Source organism: Collinsella sp. AF18-8LB (genome assembly GCF_003459795.1).
Taxonomy (GTDB): Bacteria; Actinomycetota; Coriobacteriia; order Coriobacteriales; family Coriobacteriaceae; genus Collinsella.
The window spans coordinates 374165-398060 of the sequence record NZ_QRWU01000001.1 but is presented as its reverse complement, the minus strand read 5'-3'; the positions used below and the strand labels follow the sequence as shown (position 1 = coordinate 398060).

Annotated in this window: 27 protein-coding genes; 3 read left to right on the top strand and 24 right to left on the bottom strand. The window is 59.7% G+C overall.

Features of this window, described 5'->3' with window-relative positions; genetic code table 11:
- Positions 1–91 precede the first annotated feature (91 nt).
- On the bottom strand, positions 92–1030 hold the full coding sequence (locus tag DWX25_RS01785; RefSeq protein ID WP_233505181.1) for an amidohydrolase family protein: 939 nt from the start codon (positions 1028–1030) through the stop codon (positions 92–94).
- Positions 1031–1225: 195 nt separating this feature from the next.
- The gene (locus DWX25_RS01780; protein WP_233505601.1) at positions 1226–2107 is read right to left on the bottom strand and encodes a uracil-xanthine permease family protein; all 882 of its coding nucleotides are present in this window, start codon (positions 2105–2107) and stop codon (positions 1226–1228) included.
- Between the two features lie 593 nt (positions 2108–2700).
- Between DWX25_RS01780 and DWX25_RS01775 the strand changes: the two genes are divergently transcribed.
- Positions 2701–3357: a transcriptional regulator gene (locus tag DWX25_RS01775; protein WP_233505179.1), complete on the top strand. Its 657-nt coding sequence runs from the start codon at positions 2701–2703 to the stop codon at positions 3355–3357.
- A gap of 220 nt (positions 3358–3577) precedes the next feature.
- Here the strand turns inward: DWX25_RS01775 and DWX25_RS01770 are convergent, their stop codons facing one another.
- Complete coding sequence (locus DWX25_RS01770) at positions 3578–3955, bottom strand: RidA family protein (RefSeq protein ID WP_117798570.1); 378 nt, start codon at positions 3953–3955, stop codon at positions 3578–3580.
- 297 nt (positions 3956–4252) lie between these two features.
- On the opposite strand from DWX25_RS01770, the gene DWX25_RS01765 reads away from it, so the two are divergent.
- Together DWX25_RS01765 and DWX25_RS01760 are read left to right on the top strand one after the other, a co-directional pair.
- Positions 4253–6748 (top strand): U32 family peptidase, encoded by a 2496-nt coding sequence (locus DWX25_RS01765; RefSeq protein ID WP_117798568.1) that lies wholly within the window; start codon positions 4253–4255, stop codon positions 6746–6748.
- A 15-nt stretch (positions 6749–6763) separates the two neighbouring features.
- On the top strand, positions 6764–7423 hold the full coding sequence (locus DWX25_RS01760; protein ID WP_231501551.1) for an RluA family pseudouridine synthase: 660 nt from the start codon (positions 6764–6766) through the stop codon (positions 7421–7423).
- A gap of 444 nt (positions 7424–7867) precedes the next feature.
- Here DWX25_RS01760 and DWX25_RS01755 read toward each other — a convergent pair whose 3' ends face one another.
- From DWX25_RS01755 to rpsL, 21 genes are all read right to left on the bottom strand, one after another.
- Entirely contained in the window at positions 7868–9358 is a 1491-nt protein-coding gene (locus DWX25_RS01755) for a PTS fructose transporter subunit IIC (protein ID WP_117743066.1), read from the bottom strand.
- 254 nt (positions 9359–9612) lie between these two features.
- On the bottom strand, positions 9613–10359 hold the full coding sequence (locus tag DWX25_RS01750) for a DeoR/GlpR family DNA-binding transcription regulator (RefSeq protein WP_117743067.1): 747 nt from the start codon (positions 10357–10359) through the stop codon (positions 9613–9615).
- Between the two features lie 3 nt (positions 10360–10362).
- Complete coding sequence (locus tag DWX25_RS01745; protein WP_117743068.1) at positions 10363–11442, bottom strand: Gfo/Idh/MocA family protein; 1080 nt, start codon at positions 11440–11442, stop codon at positions 10363–10365.
- Positions 11443–11772: 330 nt separating this feature from the next.
- Entirely contained in the window at positions 11773–12078 is a 306-nt protein-coding gene (gene rplX, locus DWX25_RS01740; protein WP_099432059.1) for a 50S ribosomal protein L24, read from the bottom strand.
- Positions 12079–12091: 13 nt separating this feature from the next.
- Complete coding sequence (gene rplN, locus DWX25_RS01735; RefSeq protein WP_117734331.1) at positions 12092–12460, bottom strand: 50S ribosomal protein L14; 369 nt, start codon at positions 12458–12460, stop codon at positions 12092–12094.
- Between the two features lie 118 nt (positions 12461–12578).
- A complete protein-coding gene (gene rpsQ / locus DWX25_RS01730; RefSeq protein WP_117734330.1) occupies positions 12579–12839 on the bottom strand; it encodes a 30S ribosomal protein S17 in 261 nt (86 codons plus the stop codon).
- 16 nt (positions 12840–12855) lie between these two features.
- Complete coding sequence (gene rpmC, locus DWX25_RS01725) at positions 12856–13071, bottom strand: 50S ribosomal protein L29 (protein ID WP_006235039.1); 216 nt, start codon at positions 13069–13071, stop codon at positions 12856–12858.
- A complete protein-coding gene (gene rplP, locus DWX25_RS01720; protein ID WP_117734329.1) occupies positions 13071–13508 on the bottom strand; it encodes a 50S ribosomal protein L16 in 438 nt (145 codons plus the stop codon). The genes rpmC and rplP overlap by 1 nt, the downstream gene beginning before the upstream one ends.
- A complete protein-coding gene (gene rpsC / locus DWX25_RS01715) occupies positions 13508–14218 on the bottom strand; it encodes a 30S ribosomal protein S3 (RefSeq protein WP_006235037.1) in 711 nt (236 codons plus the stop codon). The genes rplP and rpsC overlap by 1 nt, the downstream gene beginning before the upstream one ends.
- Before the next feature lie 6 nt (positions 14219–14224).
- Positions 14225–14596, bottom strand: a complete 372-nt coding sequence (gene rplV / locus DWX25_RS01710; protein ID WP_006235036.1) for a 50S ribosomal protein L22 — start codon at positions 14594–14596, stop codon at positions 14225–14227.
- 14 nt (positions 14597–14610) lie between these two features.
- Complete coding sequence (gene rpsS / locus DWX25_RS01705; RefSeq protein ID WP_006235035.1) at positions 14611–14871, bottom strand: 30S ribosomal protein S19; 261 nt, start codon at positions 14869–14871, stop codon at positions 14611–14613.
- A gap of 32 nt (positions 14872–14903) precedes the next feature.
- Positions 14904–15734, bottom strand: a complete 831-nt coding sequence (gene rplB / locus DWX25_RS01700) for a 50S ribosomal protein L2 (RefSeq protein ID WP_055250219.1) — start codon at positions 15732–15734, stop codon at positions 14904–14906.
- Positions 15735–15913: 179 nt separating this feature from the next.
- A complete protein-coding gene (gene rplW / locus DWX25_RS01695) occupies positions 15914–16201 on the bottom strand; it encodes a 50S ribosomal protein L23 (RefSeq protein ID WP_006235033.1) in 288 nt (95 codons plus the stop codon).
- Positions 16202–16828: a 50S ribosomal protein L4 gene (rplD, locus tag DWX25_RS01690; RefSeq protein ID WP_006235032.1), complete on the bottom strand. Its 627-nt coding sequence runs from the start codon at positions 16826–16828 to the stop codon at positions 16202–16204.
- A gap of 46 nt (positions 16829–16874) precedes the next feature.
- A complete protein-coding gene (gene rplC, locus DWX25_RS01685; RefSeq protein WP_089572481.1) occupies positions 16875–17495 on the bottom strand; it encodes a 50S ribosomal protein L3 in 621 nt (206 codons plus the stop codon).
- Positions 17496–17945: 450 nt separating this feature from the next.
- Positions 17946–18572: a histidine phosphatase family protein gene (locus DWX25_RS01680; protein ID WP_158557547.1), complete on the bottom strand. Its 627-nt coding sequence runs from the start codon at positions 18570–18572 to the stop codon at positions 17946–17948.
- 39 nt (positions 18573–18611) lie between these two features.
- Positions 18612–19766 (bottom strand): cation diffusion facilitator family transporter, encoded by a 1155-nt coding sequence (locus DWX25_RS01675; protein ID WP_117734327.1) that lies wholly within the window; start codon positions 19764–19766, stop codon positions 18612–18614.
- A gap of 139 nt (positions 19767–19905) precedes the next feature.
- Positions 19906–20214, bottom strand: coding sequence for a 30S ribosomal protein S10 (rpsJ, locus tag DWX25_RS01670; protein ID WP_022094184.1), 309 nt, complete (start codon positions 20212–20214; stop codon positions 19906–19908).
- Positions 20215–20274: 60 nt separating this feature from the next.
- Positions 20275–22374 carry an elongation factor G gene (gene fusA / locus DWX25_RS01665; protein WP_117798566.1) on the bottom strand — a complete coding sequence of 700 codons (2100 nt, stop codon included), beginning with the start codon at positions 22372–22374 and terminating at the stop codon, positions 20275–20277.
- Between the two features lie 19 nt (positions 22375–22393).
- Positions 22394–22867, bottom strand: a complete 474-nt coding sequence (rpsG, locus tag DWX25_RS01660) for a 30S ribosomal protein S7 (protein WP_006235013.1) — start codon at positions 22865–22867, stop codon at positions 22394–22396.
- Between the two features lie 74 nt (positions 22868–22941).
- Positions 22942–23319 carry a 30S ribosomal protein S12 gene (rpsL, locus tag DWX25_RS01655; protein WP_006235012.1) on the bottom strand — a complete coding sequence of 126 codons (378 nt, stop codon included), beginning with the start codon at positions 23317–23319 and terminating at the stop codon, positions 22942–22944.
- Positions 23320–23896 lie beyond the last annotated feature (577 nt).

Below are 23896 nucleotides of genomic sequence, written 5' to 3'. Positions count from 1 at the left end.
AATACGGTGTAGCGCTAGCACAGCGCCGGCGACCCCGCGGAGGCCGCCTATACGCGCGTCGGATGCGGCGAAACATCCGACGCGCGTGAATCTACTCGTAATTAGTAGGCGCGATCGTTGAGCGTGCTCCAGAGCTTCTTGGACTCAGCCATGGTCCACGCGTTGATCTTGTCCTCATCAATACCGACAAACTCGCGATCCTTGTACAGGACGCGGCCGTTGATGATGGTGGTGCGGCAGTTTTGCCCATCATGCCAAAGAGCATGTGGCCGTCGATGTTCTCCTCGCTCAGCGGCGTAAAGGGCTTGTAGTCCATGACGATGACGTCGGCGGCAGCGCCGGGCTCAAGCACACCGAGCTTACGATCGAAGTACTTGCTGGCCATCTTGACGTTGTTCTCGAACAGCATGGTCATAGCCTCGCACCAGCCCACGTTGGGCATGGCGGCGATCATGTGGTTGTCGTTATCGCGACGCTCCTTGGCGGCCCACTGGGCAAATTCGGCGTTTTCGGTAATGGCCTGGTCGCATTTTTCCTGGCTGCGGCGATCGGAGACCTCGTAGCACAGGCACGAACGCATGCCCAGCTCCTGAGCTGCATCCTTAATGGTAAAGAGGCTACCCGGAATCTCGCAGAAGCTCGCATGGTGATCGAAAATCGTGGTGACGCCATCGCGGATGGAATCCAGGATCGTGGCATAGGCGCTGGCCTTGGTGCCGTCGAGCGTCAGGTTGTCGTCGATCTTCCACCACTGCTGCTCAAGATTCTCCAGGAAGTTGGTGGGGTTGCAGCCCTTGATGGCAAGGTCGCGGGCCAGACCCGAGTAGATGTGGGTGTGGCAGTTGATGAGTCCAGGCATGATGAGGTTGCCCTGGGCGTCGACGTACTCGGCATCCGGGTACTTGGCCTTGAGCTCGCACTCGGGGCCCACTTCGACGATCGTATCTCCGTCAATGGCGACCGCACCATTTGGAATGAACGGGGTCTGAGCGTTGCGGGTAAAAACGGAACCGTTAGCGACCAGAAGCATGGATGCTCCCTTCAGCATCAGGGGCGGGATTTGACACCTCTGACATGGCGGAGTGCGAAGTGCCGGCCTACACCGGAAACGGGCCCTCTCCCGTCAACGCTTCACCAAAGGTACAAACCCTTTGAAGTGCGGCTTGACGCCGCATGGCGCCGGCGGACGAGGCGATGCGTCCGCCGACGAATAGTACCGAATTGGTTACTTCTTGCTCTCGGGCAAGACCAGATCCACGGCAGCGTCCTTGGCAGCATCGATGTGCTGAGCCGCGACCGGCGTCTGCGGAAGGATCAGGTTGAGCACGATGGCCATGATGGCGGTGGGGGTCACGGCGTTGGAGCCGATGACGGTGGACACCCAGGTGGGCATACCCTCGCCGGCAAGGCAACCGCTGGCCATCCAGATACCCAAGCCAAAGACAACGGAGGTGCCGACGATGGTGGTGGTGCGCTGCGTGAGGCCCTCGCGGGTGAACATGCGCACGCCGTTCATGGTGATGGTGCCAAAGACGCCGACGGTCGCGCCGCCGATGACGGGCTGCGGGATAGCGGAAAGAACGGCAGAGAGCTGCGGGAACAGGCCGACGATGGCAAAGACGGCTGCGATGATCACAAAGACCCACTTGTTGACGACCTTGTTGGAGCAGATGATGCCCACGTTCTGGCCAAGGGCGCTGGTGGGAAGACCGCCCAGCAGACCGCCGACCATAGAAGTGAGGCCCTGGGACACGATAGCGCCGGAGAGTTCGCGCTCGGTGGGCATACGGTCGATGGAGCCCAGGCAGGCGGCGGAGACGTCACCGATAACCTGGATGGCAACCATGGGGAACACGGCGGCGAGGGTGATGCAGACCTCGGGATCAAACTCGAGCGCATAGGGCATGAGCTTGGGAAGGGCGAAGACCTGAGCGGTGGCGACGCTGGAGAAGTCGATCATGCCAAAGGGGATGGAAACGATCATGCCAAAGAACACGGAGCCCAACTTGAGCGTGCCCTTGCCAAAGTTGGCGAGCGCAAAGACCACGACAAAGGTGATAAGAGCGACGCACCAGGCCTGCGGGGTGCCCCACAACGGCGTACCCATACCGCCGGCCATATACTTGACGGCCGTGGGATAGAGAGACGCCAATGGAGAAGATGACCGTACCGGTCACGACGGGCGGGAACAGCTACTTGATCTTGCTGTAGGCCAGACCAAAGAGGACCGCAACGGCGCCGCCGACGATCTCGCCGCCCAGCAGCGCGCCAAAGCTAAAGCCTTAACGGGAGGCATGCCTTCGCGAGTGAACAGGGCTTCAGTGCCGTTCGTAACCGTCTCCTGGGTCATTTGACCACCAATCCTCGAAGTAGTTGTTTTCGCATCTCACGCTCTATTGTGACGCAGTGCGGGGTTGAGGTTGTGCCTTCGTTGCATATCGCATTAAAGATGATTCTCATTCTCAATAATAATTTTTTGTTATCAGACTATTCTTCAGCTGAGAAAACGCATTTCCGCAGGTCAGAAAAGTGTCTGGTCAAAATAAAATCTAACTTTTCTTTTGGTCGACTGCTTACCGCTAAAATCCTACCGTTCGTCTGTATTACGCAATGTACCTGCGGATATGCGAGATGATGGGCAGCGTGTTACCATGAGAAAAACTGTTATGAACACTTCGATAGAACCCAAAGGAGTTGCCCGTGAACGAGACCGTACGTCGCTTTTTGCCGATGGTCGATTTCTTGGAGCAGGTACTCGGTAAGAACAGCGAAATCGTGCTGCACGATTTCTCGGATCCCGACCACGCCATCGTCGATATCCGCAACGGCATCGTGAGCGGCCGCAAGGTCGGCGGTCCCGCCACCGATCTGGCACTCAAGATCATGCACGACGCCAAGTATCGCGACCTGCCGTTTATTACGGGCTACGAGGGACGCGGTGCCGGCGGCAAGACGTTGGAGTCAGCGACGTACTTTATCCGCGAGAATGACGAGATCGTCGGTATGCTCTGCGTCAACACCGACCTCTCGACCGTGCGCTCCATCAACGCCATGGTGCAGCAGCTCGTGGCGTGCTTCGACGCGGCGCCGACGCGCACGGAGCCCGCCCCTATCGAGGTCGAAAGCCTTTCGAAGTCCACACAGGAGCTCATCGACCGCAGTATTTCCGAGTTGCTCGAAAGCCGCGGAATGGAAGTTTCTTCGCTCGGCCAAGCCGACCGCGTCGATGTTATCCGCCATCTCAACGGCAACGGCGTGTTTATGCTCAAGGGCGCCGTGGCCTGCGCCGCCTCCGCGCTGGGCATCTCTGAGCCCAGCGTATACCGCTACCTGCAAAAGGTCCGCAAGGAGGGCTAACGAGCAGAATGGAGCGCGGGTAGTCTTTTTGGGACGGGGCTATTTTAGCTACCCTCCCTCTGCCCGTGATCTCGATGAGCCGCAAGTAAAATCAATCTTGCATGTAGGGGTAGCTAAAATAGCCCCGTCCCAAAAAGACTACCCCTGACACAAAGAACCCTGCAGCTTCACACGCGTTGCAGGGTTCTTTTGCATGTCATGTCTTGTTTTCGCCTACGCCTTAGAGAGCGGCGACGACCTCGATCTCGACCAGACCGCCGGCCGGAAGGGCGGCAACCTGGAAGGCGCTGCGCGCTGGGAACGGGGCCTCGAACTTGGAGGCGTAAATCTCGTTCACGGCGGCAAAGTCGGCGATGTCGGCCAGGTAGACCGTAGTCTTGACAACATCGGCAAACGTGGCGCCGGCAGCGGTCAGCAGGGCCTCGACGTTAGCAAGGGACTGCTTAGCCTGGGCCTCGACGCCCTCAGGCATCTTGCCGGTTGCGGGATCGATGCCCAGCTGGCCGGACAGGAACACCATGTTGCCGGTCTGGATACCGGGGGAATACGGGCCGATGGCGGCCGGTGCGTTATCAGAAGAAACAACGCTCTTGCTCATGCTCTTCTCCTTACAAGCAAAAGGGAACGGGAGCGCGGCATTCATACCGGGAGGCACAATTCGGTCTGAATGCCGCGCTTGATTGGATAGTAACCAAGGTTTTCGCGCTGTGCAAGAATTTTATTATTGTGCGAGAAAGATTTATTGCCTAACGGTTTCTCCGAACCGCCGAACGGTTCTCTTCTGGGACAGAATCCCCAAGCTGCTGAAGACTTTATCCCGCTTGGGCCACGGGCATCTCCTGCCGCGGCGGCGCCACTATACTTTTGAGTATCTGAGCATTTTGAAAGGCAGGATATGACCGCAACCGCCAGCCGAACCACCAACCGCAGGCCCGAGCTTTTGGCCCCAGCCGGAGGCCCGGAGCCCTTTGCCGCCGCACTCGCCGCCGGGGCCGATGCCATCTACTGCGGCATGGGCAGCTTCAATGCCCGCCGCAAGGCGACCAACTTTACCGACGAGGCCTTTGAACAGGCTTGCCGCGCCGCGCACCTGGCCGGTTCGCGCGTCTACGTCACGGTGAACATCGTCATCAAGCAGTCCGAAATGGATGATGCGCTGCAGCTCATCCATCGCTGCTCCACGCTGGGCGCCGATGCCTTTATCATCCAGGACTGGGGCCTGTTCTTTGAGGTCAAGCGCACCATGCCGAGCATCGAGACGCACATCTCGACCCAGGCGAATATCCATGACGACCGCGGAACCATCTGGTGCCGCGAGCAGGGCGCCGACCGCGTAACCCTCTCGCGTGAGCTCTCCATCGACGAGATCGCCGCTATCCACGACGCCGCGCCCGATGTCGACCTCGAGGTCTTTAGCCACGGCGCCATCTGCTTTTGCTACTCGGGCCTGTGCCTGCTCTCGAGCTTTGCCATGGCGGGCCGCTCGGCCAACCGCGGTATGTGTGCCCAGCCCTGCCGCCTGCCCTACGAGCTGATCGACGAGGGCGGCCGCACGCTCTCCCCTGCCGGGCGCGAGCGCGCGCTGTGCCCGCGCGACACCAACACCTCGCAGCTCGTGCGCCGCCTGTATGACGCCGGTGCCGCGTCGCTCAAGCTCGAAGGCCGCATGAAGGCCCCCGATTACGTGTATTCCATCGTCGATGTGTATCGTCATCAAATTGACGATATGCTGGCCGATGTTTCGACCTCCAAGGACGAACAAGCCGCTCGCCAGCGCCAGCTCAAGCGCTGCTTCAACCGCGACTTTACGCACGCCTATCAGGACGGTACCTCGGGCGACGAGATGATGAGCTATGAGCGTTCCAACAACCGCGGCCAGATCGTGGGCACGGTGCTGGGCAGCCGCCCGGCCAACCGCGATGTGCGCGGCCTCAAGCCCGACGACCGCCGTCGCCGCGCCGCCATCGCCCGCATTGAGCTGTTTGAACCCGTGGGCAAGGGCGACCTGCTAGAGCTTCGCCACGATAACGAGTTTGACCAGTTCCTGACCACCATTGCCGCCGATGATGCCGCCGCCGGTGACATCATCGAATGTCGCGTGCCCCGCAGCATGCCCGAGGGCTGCCGCGTCCGCGTGATTCGCAGTCAGCGCGCCATTGACGCCGCCGGCGCCGCGCTCAAGCGCGATGTGCTGCGCCGCCGCGCCGTAGACGTGTCCGTTGTGGCGCGTCTGGGCGAGCCGTTTGCCGTTACGCTCACCTGTTGCGACGATCCTTCGCTTACGGCCACGACCACGGGCTTTACCGTCGAGGCTGCCAAGACCCGCGCCGTCGAGGCATCCGATCTGGTTGAGCACGTCGGGCGCATGGGCTCCTCTCCCTTTGAGGCCGCAAGCTTTGACGTTTCGCTCGACGCCGGCTGCGGCATGGGCTTCTCCGCCGTGCATAAAGTGCGCGCCGCCGCTTGTAAAGCGCTGGAAGAGGCCATTCTGGCACCGTACGAGGAGCGCGCGAAAACGCTCGAGCTGCCGGCGATTGTCACCAGTGATTCCCGCCTCACGCCCGAGCACTACCGCGATGAGCCGCAGATCTGCGCCGCCGTCACCTCGCTCGAGGCCGCCGAAGCAGCTCGTGCCGAGGGCGCCACGCGCATCTACATGACCACCGATGCGCTCGAGGCTGTCGGACTCTCCCCTGCCGATGCATTTGAGCAGGGTATCGTGCCCGTACTCGACGAGGTCTGCCGCGCCGCCGACCACGTACGCGTCGACCCGTGGGTTGTTGCCGGCGCCACGGTCGCTATTGGCAACATCTCTGAGCTTGCCCTGGCCGCCCAGGTTGGCGCCACGGCCGAGATTCGCTCTTGCCTGCCGGTGCACAACACGCCCTGCATGGAGGCGCTTGCCGAGCGCGGAGCCGGTGCGTTTTGGCTCTCGCCCGAGATCACACTCGACGAGATTGTCTCGCTCGGCGCCGCCGCGCCCGCGGCTCTGGGCATCACCGTCTTTGGCCGCCCGCGCGTCATGACAAGCGAGCATTGCATTCTGCAGGTTGCCAACGGCTGTATCCACGATTGTGCCAACTGCCGCCTGCGTGCCCGCAAGCTCTCGCTCAAGAATATCGACGGCAAGGTCATGCCCGTGCGTACCGACATCCATGGCCGCTCTCGCTTGTACGATGCTTACCCCATCGACCTCACGCCGCAGGTTCCTCAGCTGCTCGATGCCGGCGTCCGTCGTCTCATGGTGGACGGCACACTGCTCGAGACGGATGAGGTGGGCCGTGCCGTCGCCCGCGTCCGTCGCGCCGTCGAAGCAGCGCAGGCCGGCCGCAAGCCCGCCGCCCGCCTACGCGGGGCGACCTCGGGCTGCATGTTTGTGGGAATTAGCTAACCGAAAGGCTTACACGTGAACGAAGAACCTCAAGTCCTCTACTGCGACGCCTGGCTCATGGCCATCGACAAGCCCGCCGGCATGATCGTCCACGGTGACGGCACCGGCGAGCGCACACTTACCGACTACGCCAGCGACCTGCTGCTGGCGATGGGCGACGGCTTTGCCGCGACCGACATGCAGCCGCTCAACCGCCTGGACCGCGACACCACCGGCGTGGTGCTGTTCTCGCTCGACAAGCAGACGCAACCCGCTTTTGACCAGATGATCATCGACCACGCATTCGAAAAGCACTATCTGGCGCTCGCCGAGGGCAAGATCGACTGGAACGAAAAGCTCATCGACAAGCCCATCGCCCGCGACCGCCACGACAGCCGCAAGATGCGCGTCGGCGCCAGCGGCAAGCCATCACAGACGCGCGTGAAGGTGCTCAAGCGCCTTAAGAGCCGCCGTGGCCTGCCCACGCGCTCGTATATCGATGTTGAGTTGCTCACCGGACGCAAGCACCAAATCCGCGTGCATCTGGCGAGCGAGCGTCATCCCCTAGTTGGCGACGACCTGTACGGAACGCCGCGCCCTTGCGGTCTGATGCTCCACGCCCACAGCGTGTCCTTCACGCATCCCGTAACCGGCGAGCACATCCACATCGAAGCCCCCTGCCCCTGGGAGCCCTAAACCACCACAATGGGGACAGGCACCTTTGTGGTGGTTTTGCCGCAATGGCTCAGCCGCGGTCCCAAAACGTCTCGATCTGTAACAGTTAGAAACCGTTTTCCGGTCTATCCGTTACAGATTGAGACATTCGAATCCCCCTCAAGAGAAAATCTCAATCTGTAACAATAACTCGGCAAAATCGGCCCAAGATGTTACAGATTGAGATATTCGGATCCCACCGGAGAAATCATCTCAATCTGTAACATCTGGAGCCCGCATTTTGGCCTTCCTGTTACAGATTGAGACGTTATGGGACCACCAGGAAAAATATCTTAGCTTGTAACATCTGGAACCCATATCCCTCTCTTCCTGTTACAGATCGAGACAAATCCCCAAACAGCAAAAGGCGGCAACGTCCCTGGTGGACGTTGCCGCCTTTCCATTGGCAAGACCCTTCCGCTCCCGCTACTCGGTAGCCTTGTCGAGAGGCTTCTTAAGGAAGCTCAGAACCAAGCAGCCGACCACAGCGCCGATAGCAAGGGCCAACAGGTACTGCACCGGGTTCGTGATGACCGCGATAACCCAGGCGCCACCGTGCGGAGCGGGGCTCGCGCAACCAAAGAGCATCGACAGACCGCCGGCGGTCGCAGATCCCAGGATGCAGGCGGGCAACACGCGAAGCGGATCGGCCGCGGCAAAGGGAATGGCACCCTCGGTGATAAACGACAGACCCATGATGTAGTTCACCAGGCCTGCCTTGCGATCGGCCTCGGTCCAGCGGTTCTTAAAGAACGTCGTGGAGAGCGCGATTACCAGCGGCGGTACCATACCGCCCGCCATGACGGCAGCCATGATCATATTGCCCTGCAGCGTTTGCTCGGCAAGGGCCGCGGTGCCAAAGACATATGCGGCCTTGTTGATGGGACCACCCATGTCGGTCGCCTGCATGCCGGCGCAGATAATGCCCAAAAGAACGATGCTCGTGCCCGAAAGACCGTTGAGCGCGCCGCTAATGGCGGTGTTGATAACGCCCATAATCGGGTTAACGGCCATCATAAAGAGACTCGTAAAGAGAATGCCCAGCACGGGGTAGATGAGCATGGGCTTGATACCGTCGAGCGACTCGGGTAGCACGCTTGCAGCCTTCTTGAGCGCATTGACGATAATGCCGGCGGCAAAACCGACCAGCAGCGCGCCCAAAAAGCCAGCAGAGACAAGCTGAGCCTGGGCATCGGCATCCATTGCCGTGGTGAGATAGCCCAACGTAAAGCCCTGTTTTGCAATCCAGCCACCCACAAAGCCCGCGGCCAAGCCCGGACGGTCAGCAATGGACATGGCAATATAGCCCGCAAGGATGGGGAGCATAAAGTTGAACGCCTGGTTGCCCGCAAGGTTAAAGAAGGCCGCGACCGGAGTGCTGTGGCCGTATGCGCTCGTGCCCAGCCCCGCCTGGTCCAGCAAGAACGAAAGCGCCATGAGGATGCCGCCGCCAACAACAAAGGGGAGCATGTGCGAAACGCCGTTCATCAGGTCCTTATAGACCCTGCGGCCCAAACCCTCGGATTCGCCCTCGGCAGCCGCCTGTACCGCGGCGCCGCCGGACACATGATGAATAGGCGCATTGCCCGCAAGCGCAATATTGATAAGTTCCTCGGCGTCATTAATGCCACGCGTCACCGCACAGGAGTAAACCGACTTGCCATCGAAGCGATCGAGCTCGACATTTTTATCCGCCGCAATGATGACACCCTTGGCACCAGCGATGTCTGCCGCGGTCAGTACATTTTTAGCGCCGCCCGAACCCTGAGTCTCGACCTTAATGCTCACGCCCATCTTGGCTGCCTGGTCTTCCAACCCTTTGGCCGCCATAAATGTGTGAGCAATGCCCGTTGGACATGCCGTGATGGCAACGACATCGTAAGTGCCGCCCCCCACCTTCTCGTTTGCAGCTGACATGTTTCCTCCTTTTGCACAAGCAGGCCCAGCCCTCCCCTTCCGAGGGTCACAACCTGCGTATTACCTTGTGTTTGAGTGATTGATAGCACCGAAGTGACGGCGCTTTTAAGCGATATCTATACGATGGCCCCGGCGGGCATGATCACGTCGTATGGAAACAGGGGTACTGGGAAATCATGCCCGACGGGGCCATCGGAACCACCAGAATGGGGACAGGCACCTTTTGGTGGTTTTGGCCTTACTTCGCCCCGTTGCTAAACCGTGATGACGTTTTCCATCGTCTGGTACTTGGCGGGCACCTCGCCCGCAGTGATAACCGTTGCGTCACGGAAGTCCGCAAATTTTACGGGAGCCACCATACCAAACTTACTGGCGTCCGAGATTACGAAGCGTTTGGCTGTATGGCGCATCGAGATACGCTTGACCTGCGCTTCCTCGATATCGGGCGTCGTAAAGCCCTGCTCGGCGGCAATGCCGTTAGAACCCCAAAAGCCGCAGTTAAAGTTGTAGCGGTCTAGGGTTGCCAGAGCATCGGGGCCAACGAGCGCCTCGGTCTCGGGTTTAAGCTCGCCGCCCAGCACCACGGTGCGCATGCCGCGCACAGCGAGATGCTGAGCATGGAGCACGGAATCAGTCACATAGGTGACCGATTCGAGATGCGGAAGATGCTCGATGAGTCTGAGCGTTGTCGAACCCGAATCGATGTACACAAAGCTCTCGGGCTCCACGAGCGCCGCGGCGCGGGCGCAGATACGCTCCTTGTCGTCGTTATGGAGATCACTGCGCTCACTGATCGTTAGGTCGCGCGTCACGTGCGCGCGCTCAAGACTTGTCGCGCCACCGTGCACCTTGGCGATGCGGTGCGCTCGGTCGAGCGTCTGTAGGTCGCGTCGAATGGTAGAGGCCGTCACGCCCAGGGCATCGGCAAGCTCGGGCACCGTTACCGAGCCAGCCTGCTGCACCATCGACACAATCGTATTGAGCCTATCTTCCGCAAGCATCGCTTACTCCTCCTCGGGGTAGACGACTCCCCAATCGGCGCGGAGCTTGGTCATGAGCTCCATCACATCAGAAGCATAATCCAGAAGCTCACGCTTGGAATCGTCGCCGGCGACGGCCTGCTCGAGGTCAGCCATCTCGTAGCACAGGGCATAAGCCTCGGTGCCCGCGGCGACCTCCTCGCGACGACCGTCCGCGGTCCAAACGATCGTCGCGTGATCGGCGCGCGGATACTCGTTGACCTCGACATAGCAATTGTCAAAGCTGATAACCGAGCGCTTTGGCTGCTTGGAGTGGAGCGTAAGGCTCACGACGCCCAGCTGCTGCTCGGCATTGCGGCAGACGATGCCGCCTGCAACGTCCACGCCGGTCTCGCAGGTGTTACCCAGAGACACGACCTCGACGGGCTGGCTCGCCATAAACAGGCGCATGACGGACAGGGCGTATACGCCAATATCGAGCATGGCACCGCCGGCGAGGTTGCGGTTGTAGAAACGGTTGGTCAGATCGCCGTACTCCTTGTAGCTACCAAAGTTGAGCTGAGCGAGGTTCATGCGGCCAAACTCGCCGGCATCCATGCGGCGGCGCAGCTCTTGATACAAGGGCATGTGGAGCACCGTGGTAGCGTCCATAAGGACCACGTTGTGTTCGGCGGCAATGGCGCGGGCCTCATCGAGCTCGGCGGAGTTGAGCGTGATGGCCTTCTCGCAGAGAACGTGCTTGCCGGCCGCCAGGGCGGCGCGCAGATAGGTGATATGGGTGTTGTGCGGGGTGGTGATGTAGACGGCGTCGATGTCAGGATCGGCGTAGAGATCCTCAACCGTGTCATAGACCTTCTCGACGCCGTACTGGTCGGCAAAAGTCTGAGCCTTGGTGAGCGTGCGGTTGGCAACGCCCGTAAGCTTGCGGCCGGCCAGGGCAAGGGACTGAGCCATCTGGTTGGCAATAACGCCGCAACCGATCACAGCCCAACGGAGCTCGGGAGCCGTAAAGATGTCGTTAGGGAACGGCTTGTCCTGGACCGAAGCAAATGCTGCTTTGGCGGCTGCCGCGGCGTCGAGTGGAGCCTGCTTGGAATCTGCCATTATGTGTCTCCTGTGTCATAGAACGTCTTGCATTTCTGACAGCTCTATATTCGCACAAACACGCGCGTCTGTGCGCGTTTTTGCGTATCTCACCGCTAAACGGTCATTATTGCCCCGTAAACGGCGCATATATACGCATAGGTGCGTAATTAAACGCAATCTAACGCGCATAAACGCGCACACAAGCAATTTATACAGCACGACCCGCTCATTTATGCTTACCCAGTTAGGGTACTCATTTAAGTCTGTCCCCAATGAGTAGGGATAGAAAAAGGCCCGGGTGCTGTGGGGCATCCGGGCCTTTGCTAGCAACTTGATGTTGCGGGCAGCTTAGAACTTGTGGCCGCACTTCTTGCAGACGCGCAGCTTGTTCTTGCCGTCCTTCTCGTGACCGACGCGGGTAACCTTACCGCACTCGGGGCAAACGAGATTGACGTTGGAGGCGTCGATGGGAGCCTCCTGCGAAACGATGCCGCCCTGCTGGTTGGCAGCGTTGGGCTTGACGGCCTTCTTGACGACCGAAACGCCCTCGACAACGACCTTGTTCTCGGCGGGGAGAGCACGCAGGATAACGCCCTGCTTGCCGCGATCCTTACCAGAGAGAACCTGGACCTTATCGCCCTTCTTGATATACATATATCTCCCCTAACTACAGGGTCTCGGGAGCGAGCGAGACGATCTTCATGTACTTCTTGTCACGAAGCTCGCGAGCGACGGGCCCGAAGATACGGGTGCCGACGGGCGAACCATCGTTGTTGATGACGACGCAGGCGTTGTCATCAAAGCGAATGTAGGAGCCATCCTTGCGGCGGATCTCCTTAACGGTGCGAACGACGACGCAACGGACAACGTCCTTCTTCTTGACGTTGGCGCCAGGGGTAGCCTCCTGGACAGCACCGATGAACACATCGCCGATGCCTGCATAACGACGCTTGGAACCGCCAAGCACCTTGATGCAGCGAATCTTGCGAGCGCCGGAGTTGTCGGCGACGTTCAGCATGGTTTGCATCTGAATCATGGTAGATGTTCCTCCGAACTAAGAACCGAAGAGAGGTGCGCAGCCTTTATACGGCCCGTGGTATGCAAGCCAGGCATACGCACATCTTCGGAAACGTACAAGTCGTAAGAGCGACTGCTTATTTAGCGCGCTCGACGACCTCGATGAGGCGCCAACGCTTCATCTTGGACATAGGACGGGTCTCCATAACGCGGACGGTGTCGCCCACGCCAGCCGTGCACTCCTCGTCATGAGCGTGCAGCTTCTTGGAGGTGGTCATCATCTTGCCGTACTTGGGGTGACGCTTGCGCTCGGTGATGGTGACGACGATGGTCTTGGCACCGGAGACAGAGGTAACGACACCCGTACGGACCTTACGCGTGTTACGCGAATCAGTCATGTTCTCTCCTTAGGTCCTACTCGGCGACAGCGGACTTCTCCGCTGCGATCTCGCGGGCACGCTGCTCCGTGAGGACACGAGCAATGTCCTTCTTCACGGTGTTAACGCGAGCGGTGTTGTCCAGCTGGCTGGTGGCCATCTGGAAACGAAGGTTAAAGAGCTCGGCGCGCATTTCCTTCAGCTTCTCAACGAGCTGAGCGTCCGAGAGCTCACGAATCTCTGCGGGCTTCATTAGTTCTCCTCCTCGGCCGTCTCTTTAGCGGCAGGCTTAGCGACGATCTTGGTCTTGATGGGGAGCTTGTGCTGCGCCAGACGCAGAGCCTCGCGAGCGACCTCCTCGGGCACGCCCTTGACCTCGAACATAATGCGGCCGGGCTTGACGACGGCCACCCACTCCTCGGGGTTACCCTTACCGGAGCCCATGCGGGTCTCCGCAGGCTTCTTAGTGATGGGCTTATCGGGGAAGATCGTGATGTAGACACGACCGCCACGCTTCATGTAGCGGGTCATGGCAATACGAGCGGCCTCGATCTGACGGTTGGTGATCCAATGGGCCTCGAGAGCCTGGATACCAAACTCGCCGAAATGCAGCTCGGTATTACCCTTGGCCTGGCCCTTCATGGAGCCACGCTGCACCTTGCGGTGAAGAATACGCTTAGGGGCAAGCACTACTGACCCCTCCTCTCGGAGTTACGACGACGAGGACGGGAAGAGCCCTCGAGTGCAGGGTTGGGAACAGGCTGGCCCGGGAGCTTCTCGCCCAGGTAGATCCAGACCTTCACGCCGCAAGCGCCCATGGTGGTGCTGGCGACAGCCGTGCCGTAGTCAATCTTGGCACGGAGGGTGTGCAGAGGCACGCGACCCTCACGGTACCACTCACGACGACCCATCTCGGCACCGCCGAGACGACCGGAGCACTGGATACGGATGCCCTTGGCGCCGGCCTTGCGCGCGGACTGGACAGCCTTGCGCATAGCGCGACGGAAGGCAACGCGGCCCTCGAGCTGCTCGGCGATAGACTGAGCAACGAGGTTGGCGTCGAGCTCGGGGCGCTTGATCTCGACAACGTCGACGGAGAGCTGGCCCTTGGAGACGCCAGCGACCTTCTCGAGCTCGGTGCGGAGGGTATCGATCTCGGCACCCTTCTTACCGATGACAACGCCGGGGCGAGCGGTGAGGATGATGACCTTCACCTTGTCGCCAGCGCGCTCGATCTCGACGCGGGAGACAGCTGCGCGGGAAAGACGCTTCTCGAGGTACTTGCGGATCTCGAGATCGTTACCGAGGGTCTTAGCGTAATCCTTCTCTGCGAACCAGCGGGAGCGCCAGTTCTCGGTAATGCCAAGACGGAAGCCGGTGGGGTAGACTTTCTGACCCATACAGCTTTACGCCTCCTTTCGAGGAGCAACGACGACGGTGATGTGGGAAGTACGCTTCAGAATACGAGAAGCGGAACCCTTGGCGCGGGGACGGATGCGCTTAAGCGTCGGACCCTCGTCAACATAGGCAGCGGCGACAACCAGGTTGTCGGCACGCAGACCGTTGTTGTTCTCGGCGTTCGCAACGGCGGAACGGAGAACCTTCTCGACATCCACGGCGACGGCGCGGTCGCAGAAGTGGAGGATGTCGAAGGCCTGAGCGACAGGCTTGCGGCGGATCAAATCGACCACCAGGCGGGCCTTGCTGGGGGAAACACGCACGTACTTAGCGACGGCGCGAACCTCGGTGGCCTCAGTTTCAATAGACTTAGTTGCCATTTACGGTTAACCCCCTATTTGGCCTTGTGGCCACGGAACGTACGAGTCGGCGCGAACTCGCCGAGCTTGTGACCAACCATGGACTCGGTAACATACACGGGCACATGCTTGCGGCCGTCGTGGACGGCGATGGTGTGACCAACCATCTCGGGGAAGATGGTGGACGCGCGGGACCAGGTCTTCACGACGTCCTTCTTGCCAGCCTCGTTCATCGCGGTGATACGCGAGAGAAGGCGAGTCTCCACGAACGGGCCCTTTTTGAGACTTCTGCTCATAAGTGCTTTCTCCTAAAACTCGGTATCCGAAATTACTTCTTACGGCGACGAATGATGTGCTGGTTCGAGACCTTCTTCTTCTTGCGCGTACGAAGGCCCTTCGTCGGCTTACCCCAGGGGGTAACAGAGGGACGACCAGAGGTGTGGTTCTTGCCCTCGCCACCGCCGTGCGGGTGGTCGACAGGGTTCATGACGGTACCGCGGACGGTCGGGCGCACGTTCATGTGACGCTTACGGCCGGCCTTGCCGATGACGATGTTGGCGTGATCGGCGTTGCCGACCTCACCGACGGTGGCGCGGCAGGTAACGAGGATGCGGCGCATCTCGGAGGAAGGCATACGGACGATAGCGTACTTGCCCTCCTTACCCATCAGCTGGCAGGAGTTACCGGCGGAACGGGCGATAGCAGCGCCCTTGCCCGGCTGGAACTCGACGGCGTGGATGAGCGTACCGACGGGGATGTCGGCGAGGGGCAGAGCGTTGCCCGGCTTGATGTCGGCGTCAGAACCGGACATGATGGTCTGACCGACCTCGAGGCCCTTGGGGGCCAGGATGTAGCGCTTCTCACCGTCAGCGTAGTGCAGCAGAGCGATGCGAGCGGAACGGTTCGGATCGTACTCGATCGTGGCAACCTTGGCGGGCACGCCGTCCTTGTTGCGCTTGAAGTCGATCACGCGGTAACGACGCTTCACGCCGCCGCCCTGGTGGCGGGTGGTGATGCGGCCGTTGTTGTTACGACCGGCCTTCTTGGGCAGGGGCTCGAGAAGAGACTTCTCGGGCTTGGTGCAGGTGATCTCGGAGAAGTCGGAGATCGTCTGCCAACGCCTACCAGCGGAGGTCGGCTTAAGGTGCTTTACAGCCATTACAATCCCTTTCAATAGGAATCCGTTAGCCATCGCAGACAGGGATTCGAGGTTCTGCCTCGGGTGCGATGACACCGGACGTATACACGGTTCCGGGCGTGTCCATTTTATACACCCAAAACCTTGAGCTCTCGCCTCCCCTATTTGGGAGGCATGAGCTCACTCAACAGCAGCGAGTCTTAGGCCTGGTTGCCAAAGACCTCGATGGTGTCGCCCTCGGCCAGCGTGACGATGGCCTTCTTCCAAGAACGGGTCTTGCCGGCGACATAGCGCACACGCTTGGTCTTGGGCTTGACCGTCAGGGTGTTCACGCGAACGACCTTGACGCCGAAGATCTCCTCGACAGCGTCCTTGATCTGATACTTGTTAGCATCCTTGGCGACCTCGAACGTGTACTTGTTCTGCTCCATGCCGGAGAAGGAACGCTCGGACACGATCGGACGGATGATGATCTCGTGGGCGGTCATTTATGCAAGCACCTCCCCGAAGTGAGCGGCGATGTCGGCGGGCATCAGCACGGCGTTGTTGTTGACGAGGTCGTAGGTGTTGGCCTCGTCGGCGGTGATGATGAACGTCTTGGGAATGTTGCGGAACGACAGGTAGGCGTTGACGTCCTCATCGCGAACGATGATGGTCAGACGCTTGCCCTCAAGGCCGAGAGCCTTGAGCATGGCGACGGCAGCCTTGGTGGAAGGCTTCTCGAAGCCGTAGTCGTCGACGAGCACGAGCTCGCCATCGGCCAGCTTGGCGGACAGCGCGGAGCGCATAGCCAGCTTGACCTCCTTGTTGTTCATACGCTTAGCGTAGGAACGGGGCTTGGGGGCGAAGACGACGCCACCGTGACGCCACTGGGCAGCACGGATGGAACCCTGGCGGGCACGGCCAGTACCCTTCTGACGCCAAGGCTTCTTGCCGCCACCGGAAACCTCAGAGCGACCCTTAGCAGACTGGGTGCCCTGACGCCAAGAGGCCATCTGGCACTTGACGATGTGGTGCATAACGTGGATGTTCGGCTCGATGCCGTACACCTCAGCGGCGAGCTCGGCCTCGGCGACCTTCTTGCCCTCGCTGTTCTTTACTTCAAACTTTGCCATTTAAGTGTTCTCCTTGGTATGACGCTGGGCTAAATGGGCTGGGCCCTTAGGCCATACGGATGGCGACGAGACCATTCTTGGCACCCGGGACAGCGCCCTTGACCAAGATGAGGTTCTGCTCGGCATCGATGCGGACAACGGAAAGGTTCTTGACGGTAACGCGCTCGTTACCCATGTGACCGGCCATCTTGACGCCCTTGAGGACGCGCGCAGGATAGGCGCACTGACCGATAGAACCGGGGTGACGCTGGAAGTGAGAACCATGCGTCATAGGACCGCGGCGCTGACCCCAGCGCTTGATGCGACCCTGGAAGCCCTTACCCTTGGAGGTGCCGATGACGTCGACCTTCTCGACATCAGCGAAATCAGCGACGGTAACGACCTCGCCGACCTTGTGCTCCTCGCCGTTCTCGACGCGGACCTCACGAAGGAAGCGGACAGGCTCGACGCCAGCCTTGGCGAAGTGACCAGCCATGGGCTTGTTCACGTTCTTGGCCTTGATGTCGCCGAAACCGATCTGGACGGCGTCATAGCCGTCGGTTGCCTGAGTTTTAACCTGCGAGACAGCGCAGGGGCCAGCCTGGATGACCGTGACGGGAACGACGTTGTCGTTCTCGTCCCAAACCTGGGTCATGCCAATCTTGCGGCCGAGAATCATGCTGATCAAGATATGATCCCAACTCTCGCGTGGTCTTGGGACAATGCGTACACCACCGAGCGTACGCCCCTAGAGGACCACTACTTACACGACGTGCTCCCCAGCCTTGTATTGTGCCCGAACTACCTGACAACCCTATTAAGCAGGCATTTTGTCCAGCCAAAATACTCCCCTGGTTTCACACAGCTGTTTAGTATACACGGCTGCGGGCGTATCCATCGAGATTCATATTTCACTCACATTGTTTACGCAGGTAAAGTGCGTGGAATCGCCTGGGCTTTGGCGGAGGGGCGGCGAAATATATTAAGTTTGCTGCTCTACAGTCCTGCGCAAGACGGAAAGCACATTAAGTGCTTTCCTTTGCGTGCGGAACTCGCGACAAACTTAATATATTTCGCCGCCCCTCCGCCAAAGCTCGGGAGACGACACGTTGATGTCTGCTTAACCCTGCTCGCTCAGCTAATTACCTTGTTGGGGGTCCACTATTTGCTGGAGGGTGAACTTGCATTGCATTGGCTCGCCTTCTGCTTGTGGCTTCGCCTCATCGAAATCGAAGATCATGATGGCACAGTTGGGGAGTTTTGTTGGGAGCTCGAAGCCCTCTGGGGCTGCAGCCTTGATGAATTGGCGGCTGGCGCTGCCGTGACTTACTGCTAGGAGAGTTTCAACGTCTTCGGCGCTCATGAGGTAAGCGAGGGTACTTACCATGCGCTCCTGCAGGGCATGGCTTCCTTCTCCGCCAAATGGGACCAAATCCTCGCCGGGGTCCCAGACGTCGGTGGGCAGGGCGTCGTGAGGGCCTTCTTCGAAGGTACCGTAGCTGCGCTCGATGATGCCTTCGCAGGGTTCGACGGCTGCGTCCGGGCCGAGGAGCTCGGTTGCGACGAGACTTGCCGTGTCCATAGCTCGGCCTAAGGGCGATGAGACCACTTTGTCGGGGACGACGTCGTGGCCCTTGAGCCATGCGGCCGCCATTCCCGCTTGTTTGCGGCCTAGGTCGGTCAACGGTGAATCGCAGCGGCCCTGGACCAGCTTTTTGACGTTGAATTCCGTCTGGCCATGGCGGAGCAGATACAGCCTCTTCATGTTCTCCCCTTCTGCATACATTACTTTGCCGACACAGCCCTACTCGTGGGCATGGCCTACGTAGTCTTCGTCAATCGTAATCTTGGCAATCGACTTAGGATATTCGGATTCGACCCTCTGGGCCAGCGTGTGCTTTACGTCTTCGGCACTCATCTGCAGATCCGAGGGACGCACACAGTCAAAGATCACGTTGGTGTGCGTAGGGCCCGGCACGCAGCGCAAGTCGTGAATCGAAAGGCGGCTATCGATCTGTTGAGCCATAGCGTTAATGCACAAACGCATGCTCGCCACCTTGGGGTCGTCGGTCACGATGGGGTCGTAATGGAGCGTGACGATCATGCCGTCTTCGTCCTTAAACGACTGTTCGATGTTATCGAGCGTGTCGTGGCTCTCTAGTGGACTGACCTCAGCTGCCATCTCGGCATGGGCGCTCGCAAACTTCCTGCCCGGACCGTAATCGTGAACCATCAGGTCATGCACGCCCAAAACACCGGGATAACTCATGATCTTGCCACGGATATGCTTGACCAGTTTGGGGTCGGGTGCTTGGCCCAAAAGCGGGCTCACCGTATCTTGGATAAGCTCAAAGCCGCTCCAGCCAATATAGGCGCCAACGGCAAGGCCGACCCAGGCATCAAGATTGACATGCGTCACCTGAGAAACAATCGCACATGCCAGCACAGCACCCGTGGCAAGAACATCGTTCTTGGAATCCTGAGCCGTCGCATGCAGCGTCTCGGACTCAATACGGTCGCCGAGCTTTTGGTTGAGGGCCGCCATCCACAGCTTAACGACCATCGAAAGCAGCAGGACCGCAACCAGGGCAAGCGAGAACTCAACAGGCTCGGGATGGATGATGCGTTCAACCGAGGATTTGATTAGCTCAAGGCCGATGAGCAGCACGAGCGCCGCCACGACCAGGCCCGAGAGATACTCGTAGCGTCCATGTCCGTAAGGATGCTCAGGGTCCGCCGGCTTACTCGCCAGCTTAAAGCCAAGCACGCTCACGATGTTTGAGCTGGCGTCGGACAGGTTGTTCATAGCGTCCGCCACAATCGAAACCGAACCCGAAATCACACCGATGGCACCCTTCGCAGCACAAAGTGCCACATTGGCGATAATGCACACCACGCCCGTCAACGTGCCCACGCGCGCCCGGTCACCTTGTGCTCGTTTAACAATCCACTCGACCATCTTTACCTGCCCCCAACAGCGTTACTCATACACCCGTTTGTCGAATAGCTCAGTAGTGTAGACCCTTTACAGCATCGATACAAAAAGGCCGCAACCCAAAGGGCTGCGGCCTTATCAATCGTGCGATCGAGCAAAAAGCTTAGAGCTTGATGTCGATATCGACACCAGCGGGAAGGTCGAGACGCATGAGCGAATCAACGGTGCCCGAGGTGGGGTCGAGGATGTCGATGAGGCGCTTGTGGGTGCGCATCTCGAACTGCTCACGGGAGTCCTTGTTCACGTGCGGCGAGCGGATGACCGTGTACAGGTTGCGCTCGGTGGGCAGGGGGACAGGACCGGAAACGCGAGCACCGGTCTTCTGAGCGGTCTCGACGATGAGCTTCGCGGACTGATCGACGACCTCGTGATCATAGCCCTTGAGGCGAATGCGGATCTTCTGGGTAGCCAACTTAAACCTCCAAAGAGTGCGAGAGATGTTCTCGCGGATTACGTAACAGGGAGCTCGAACTTAGGCGTTCTTGCTCATGACCTCGTCCACGATGGACTTGGGCGCGGGCTCATAAGAGTCGAACTGCATCGTGTAGGATGCACGGCCCTGGGTCTGGGAGCGAAGGTCGGTAGCGTAACCGAACATCTCGCCCAGCGGCACCTTGGCACGGATGAGCTTGCTGTTCTTGCGATCTTCCATGCCCTCGATCTTGCCGCGGCGACCGGAGAGGTTGCCCATAACGTCGCCCATGTACTGCTCGGGGGTCTCGACCTCGACAGCCATGATCGGCTCGAGCAGCTGCGGGTCAGACTTCTTGAGAGCGTCCTTGATAGCCATGGAACCGGCGATCTTGAAGGCGGCCTCGGAGGAGTCGACCTCGTGGTAAGAACCGTCGAACAGGGTGACCTTAACGTCAAGGACCGGGAAGCCGGCGATAACACCGGTGTTCAGGGCCTCCTGGATGCCCTTGTCGATGGACGGGATGTACTCCTTGGGCACGACACCGCCGACGATAGCGTTGACGAACTCGTAGCCGAAGCCCTCCTCCATCTTCTCGAGCTTGATGACGGCATGGCCGTACTGACCGCGACCACCGGACTGACGGACGAACTTGCCCTCAGCCTTCTCGACGTCGTGACCAGCGGTCTCGCGGTAGGCAACCTGGGGCTTACCAACGTTAGCGTCAACCTTGAACTCGCGGAGCAGACGGTCGACGATGATCTCGAGGTGCAGCTCGCCCATGCCGGCGATGATGGTCTGACCGGTCTCGTGGTTGGTGGACACCGTAAAGGTCGGGTCCTCCTCGGCGAGCTTGGTCAGAGCCAGAGACATCTTGTCCTGCTCGGCCTTGGACTTAGGCTCAATGGCAACGTCGATAACGGGCTTAGCGAACTCGATCTTCTCGAGGACGATCTCCTTGCCCTCGGCGCACAGGGTGTCACCGGTGGTGGAGTTCTTGAAGCCGACGCAAGCGACGATGTCGCCGGCGGCAGCGTCATCACGGTCGATACGCTCGGCAGCGTTCATCTCGAGGATGCGGCCGAGGCGCTCGCGCTGACCGTTAGAAGCGTTGACAACGTAGGAGCCGGACTCAGCACGACCGGAGTAAACGCGGACGTAGGTGAGCTTACCGACGAACGGGTCGGTCATGATCTTGAAGACCAGGCCGGAGAAGGGCTCGTCGAAGGAAGGATGACGCTCGACCTCCTCGCCGGTGTCCGGATCGGTACCGGTGATGGCCTCGACGTCGAGCGGGCTGGGCAGGTAGTCGACAACAGCGTCGAGCAGCTCCTGAACACCCTTGTTCTTGTAGGCGGAGCCCACGAAGACGAGGTTGAGCTCGTTGGCCAGGACGCCCTTGCGCAGAGCAGCCTTGAGCTCCTCGACGGTGAAGTCCTCCTCCATGAGGATCTTCTCCATGAGCTCGTCATCAAAGCTGGCAGCAGCGTCGAGGAGCTCCTCGCGCTTGGTGGCAACGATGTCAGCGAACTCAGCCGGGATCTCGTCCATCGGCTCGGGGTAGGTCATGCCCTTCTCGTCGGCCTTGAAGTCCCAAGCAGTCATGGTGACCAGGTCGATGACGCCCCAGAAGTTGTCCTCGGCGCCCATCGGGACCTGAGCGGCCACGGCGTTAGCGTCGAGACGATCCTTCATGGTCTCGATAGCGTTGAAGAAGTCAGCGCCCACGCGGTCATACTTGTTGATGAAGGCGATGCGGGGGACGTTGAAGGTAGAAGCCTGACGCCAAACGGTCTCAGACTGGGGCTGGACGCCGGCAACGGCGTCGAAGACGGCGACAGCGCCATCGAGGACGCGCAGGCAGCGCTCGACCTCGGCGGTGAAGTCAACGTGGCCCGGGGTGTCGATGATCTGGATGCGGTAGTCCTTACCGTCCTTGTTCCAGAAGCAGGTGGTAGCAGCGGAGGTAATGGTTACGCCGCGCTCCTGCTCCTGAACCATCCAGTCCATGGTGGCAGCGCCCTCATGGACCTCACCGATCTTGTGGGTCTTACCGGTGTAGTAAAGAATACGCTCGGTCGTGGTGGTCTTACCGGCATCGATGTGGGCCATAATGCCGATGTTACGGGTATCGGAAAGCTTGTACTTAGGCTTAGCCATGTTAGTTCCTTACCTTAACTTACCAACGATAGTGAGAGAACGCGCGGTTGGCCTCGGCCATCTTGAAGACGTCCTCACGCTTCTTGACGGAAGCGCCCAGGCCGTTGGAAGCGTCGAGGATCTCGTTGGCGAGACGCTCGGCCATGGTCTTCTCCTTGCGAGCGCGGGAGAAGTTGACGATCCAGCGGATACCCAGAGCGGTGGAACGACGGGAGTTGACCTCCATCGGGACCTGATAGGTAGCGCCACCGACACGCTTGGGCTTAACCTCGAGCGTGGGCTTGACGTTGTCCATAGCCTTCTTGAAGGTAGCGAGAGCGTCGCCGCCCTCGGACTTCTCGGCAACGATCTCGAAAGCGGTGTAAACGATGCGCTCAGCGGTGGCCTTCTTGCCGTCAAGAAGGACCTTGTTGATGAGCTGAGTCACCAGGCGGTTGTTGTAAACGGCGTCAGGCTGAACCTCACGACGATTAGCTGCTGCACGACGCGGCATGTGAAATCTCCTTAAGTGTCTACCGTGCGGCGCTCAAGACGGCACACGGCGAAAGTATCAAAACGTTATCTGGCTTATTTGGCCTTGGGGCGCTTAGCACCGTACTTGGAACGGGCCTGCATACGGTTCTGGACCGGAGCAGCGTCATAGGCGCCACGGATGACGTGATAACGGACACCAGGGAGGTCACGGACACGACCGCCGCGGACGAGCACGATGGAGTGCTCCTGCAGGTTGTGGCCCTCACCCGGGATGTAAGCAGTAACTTCGATGCCGTTGACAAGGCGAACACGGGCAACCTTACGAAGAGCCGAGTTCGGCTTCTTGGGGCTCGTGGTGAAGACGCGGGTGCACACGCCGCGCTTCTGGGAGTTGTGCTGCAGAGCAGCGTTCTTGGACTTCTTGGGCACGGAACGACGGCCCTGGCGAACCAGCTGGTTAATAGTAGGCAAAGCGTACTCCTTCTCGAATGATTCCAGCTTTCTGTAAAGTGCAACGGCTTGAATCGAGGGGTCAGCATCCCCCTACGAAACACGCAGTTCGATAGGATACGTGGCGTTAGCTGTGCCGTCAACAGACCACGCCGCCGGGCGTATCCCAAAATTGGCACATTTCCGCAAAGCCTACACAAAAGGAATCCCCTCCTGTGCGCGGGGGCGGATCCCCGGCCCGGGCGGCACAGGGGTTAAGTTTGCTGCTCTACAGTCCTGGCTCGCACGGAGGCCACATTAAGTGGCCTCCGGCTCGTGCGGAACTCGCGACAAACTTAACCCCTGTGCCGCCCGGGCCGGGGATCCGACGTGCTCGTCGGGGCAACGTTACCTGCCAAAAAGGGACAGGTTTATTTTGGTCGGTTTTATCTGGGGAAACGTCGCGCTCCAACGGTGATCTGCTCTCACCTGTCGCATGGAAATCGGCGGCGCTTTCGGAAGTATGCGGCAAATTCTGGACCCGCCGAGCGCACCGGGGTTTTGCGATAATAAACCCGCAGGTAGAGCGCTTGAGCATATACGGTGTGGTCGACCCATC

Bases quoted from the DNA above. Each gene is read 5' to 3' on its own strand.
- DWX25_RS01755 (WP_117743066.1), bottom strand. From the start codon at position 9,358: ATGTCAGCTGCAAACGAGAAGGTGGGGGGCGGCACTTACGATGTCGTT.
- fusA (WP_117798566.1), bottom strand. From the start codon at position 22,374: ATGGCTAAGCCTAAGTACAAGCTTTCCGATACCCGTAACATCGGCATT.
- rplB (WP_055250219.1), bottom strand. From the start codon at position 15,734: ATGGCTGTAAAGCACCTTAAGCCGACCTCCGCTGGTAGGCGTTGGCAG.
- rpsQ (WP_117734330.1), bottom strand. From the start codon at position 12,839: ATGACTGATTCGCGTAACACGCGTAAGGTCCGTACGGGTGTCGTTACC.
- rplD (WP_006235032.1), bottom strand. From the start codon at position 16,828: ATGGCAAAGTTTGAAGTAAAGAACAGCGAGGGCAAGAAGGTCGCCGAG.
- DWX25_RS01780 (WP_233505601.1), bottom strand. From the start codon at position 2,107: ATGGGTACGCCGTTGTGGGGCACCCCGCAGGCCTGGTGCGTCGCTCTT.
- DWX25_RS01675 (WP_117734327.1), bottom strand. From the start codon at position 19,766: ATGGTCGAGTGGATTGTTAAACGAGCACAAGGTGACCGGGCGCGCGTG.
- rplV (WP_006235036.1), bottom strand. From the start codon at position 14,596: ATGGCAACTAAGTCTATTGAAACTGAGGCCACCGAGGTTCGCGCCGTC.
- rplX (WP_099432059.1), bottom strand. From the start codon at position 12,078: ATGTATATCAAGAAGGGCGATAAGGTCCAGGTTCTCTCTGGTAAGGAT.
- DWX25_RS01745 (WP_117743068.1), bottom strand. From the start codon at position 11,442: ATGGCAGATTCCAAGCAGGCTCCACTCGACGCCGCGGCAGCCGCCAAA.
- rpsC (WP_006235037.1), bottom strand. From the start codon at position 14,218: ATGGGTCAGAAAGTCTACCCCACCGGCTTCCGTCTTGGCATTACCGAG.
- DWX25_RS01765 (WP_117798568.1), top strand. From the start codon at position 4,253: ATGACCGCAACCGCCAGCCGAACCACCAACCGCAGGCCCGAGCTTTTG.
- rpmC (WP_006235039.1), bottom strand. From the start codon at position 13,071: ATGAAGCCCGCAGAGATTCGTGAGCTCTCGGACGCTCAGCTCGTTGAG.
- DWX25_RS01785 (WP_233505181.1), bottom strand. From the start codon at position 1,030: ATGCTTCTGGTCGCTAACGGTTCCGTTTTTACCCGCAACGCTCAGACC.
- rpsS (WP_006235035.1), bottom strand. From the start codon at position 14,871: ATGAGCAGAAGTCTCAAAAAGGGCCCGTTCGTGGAGACTCGCCTTCTC.
- rpsG (WP_006235013.1), bottom strand. From the start codon at position 22,867: ATGCCGCGTCGTGCAGCAGCTAATCGTCGTGAGGTTCAGCCTGACGCC.
- rplN (WP_117734331.1), bottom strand. From the start codon at position 12,460: ATGATTCAGATGCAAACCATGCTGAACGTCGCCGACAACTCCGGCGCT.
- DWX25_RS01770 (WP_117798570.1), bottom strand. From the start codon at position 3,955: ATGAGCAAGAGCGTTGTTTCTTCTGATAACGCACCGGCCGCCATCGGC.
- rplW (WP_006235033.1), bottom strand. From the start codon at position 16,201: ATGACCGCCCACGAGATCATCATCCGTCCGATCGTGTCCGAGCGTTCC.
- DWX25_RS01680 (WP_158557547.1), bottom strand. From the start codon at position 18,572: ATGAAGAGGCTGTATCTGCTCCGCCATGGCCAGACGGAATTCAACGTC.
- DWX25_RS01750 (WP_117743067.1), bottom strand. From the start codon at position 10,359: ATGCTTGCGGAAGATAGGCTCAATACGATTGTGTCGATGGTGCAGCAG.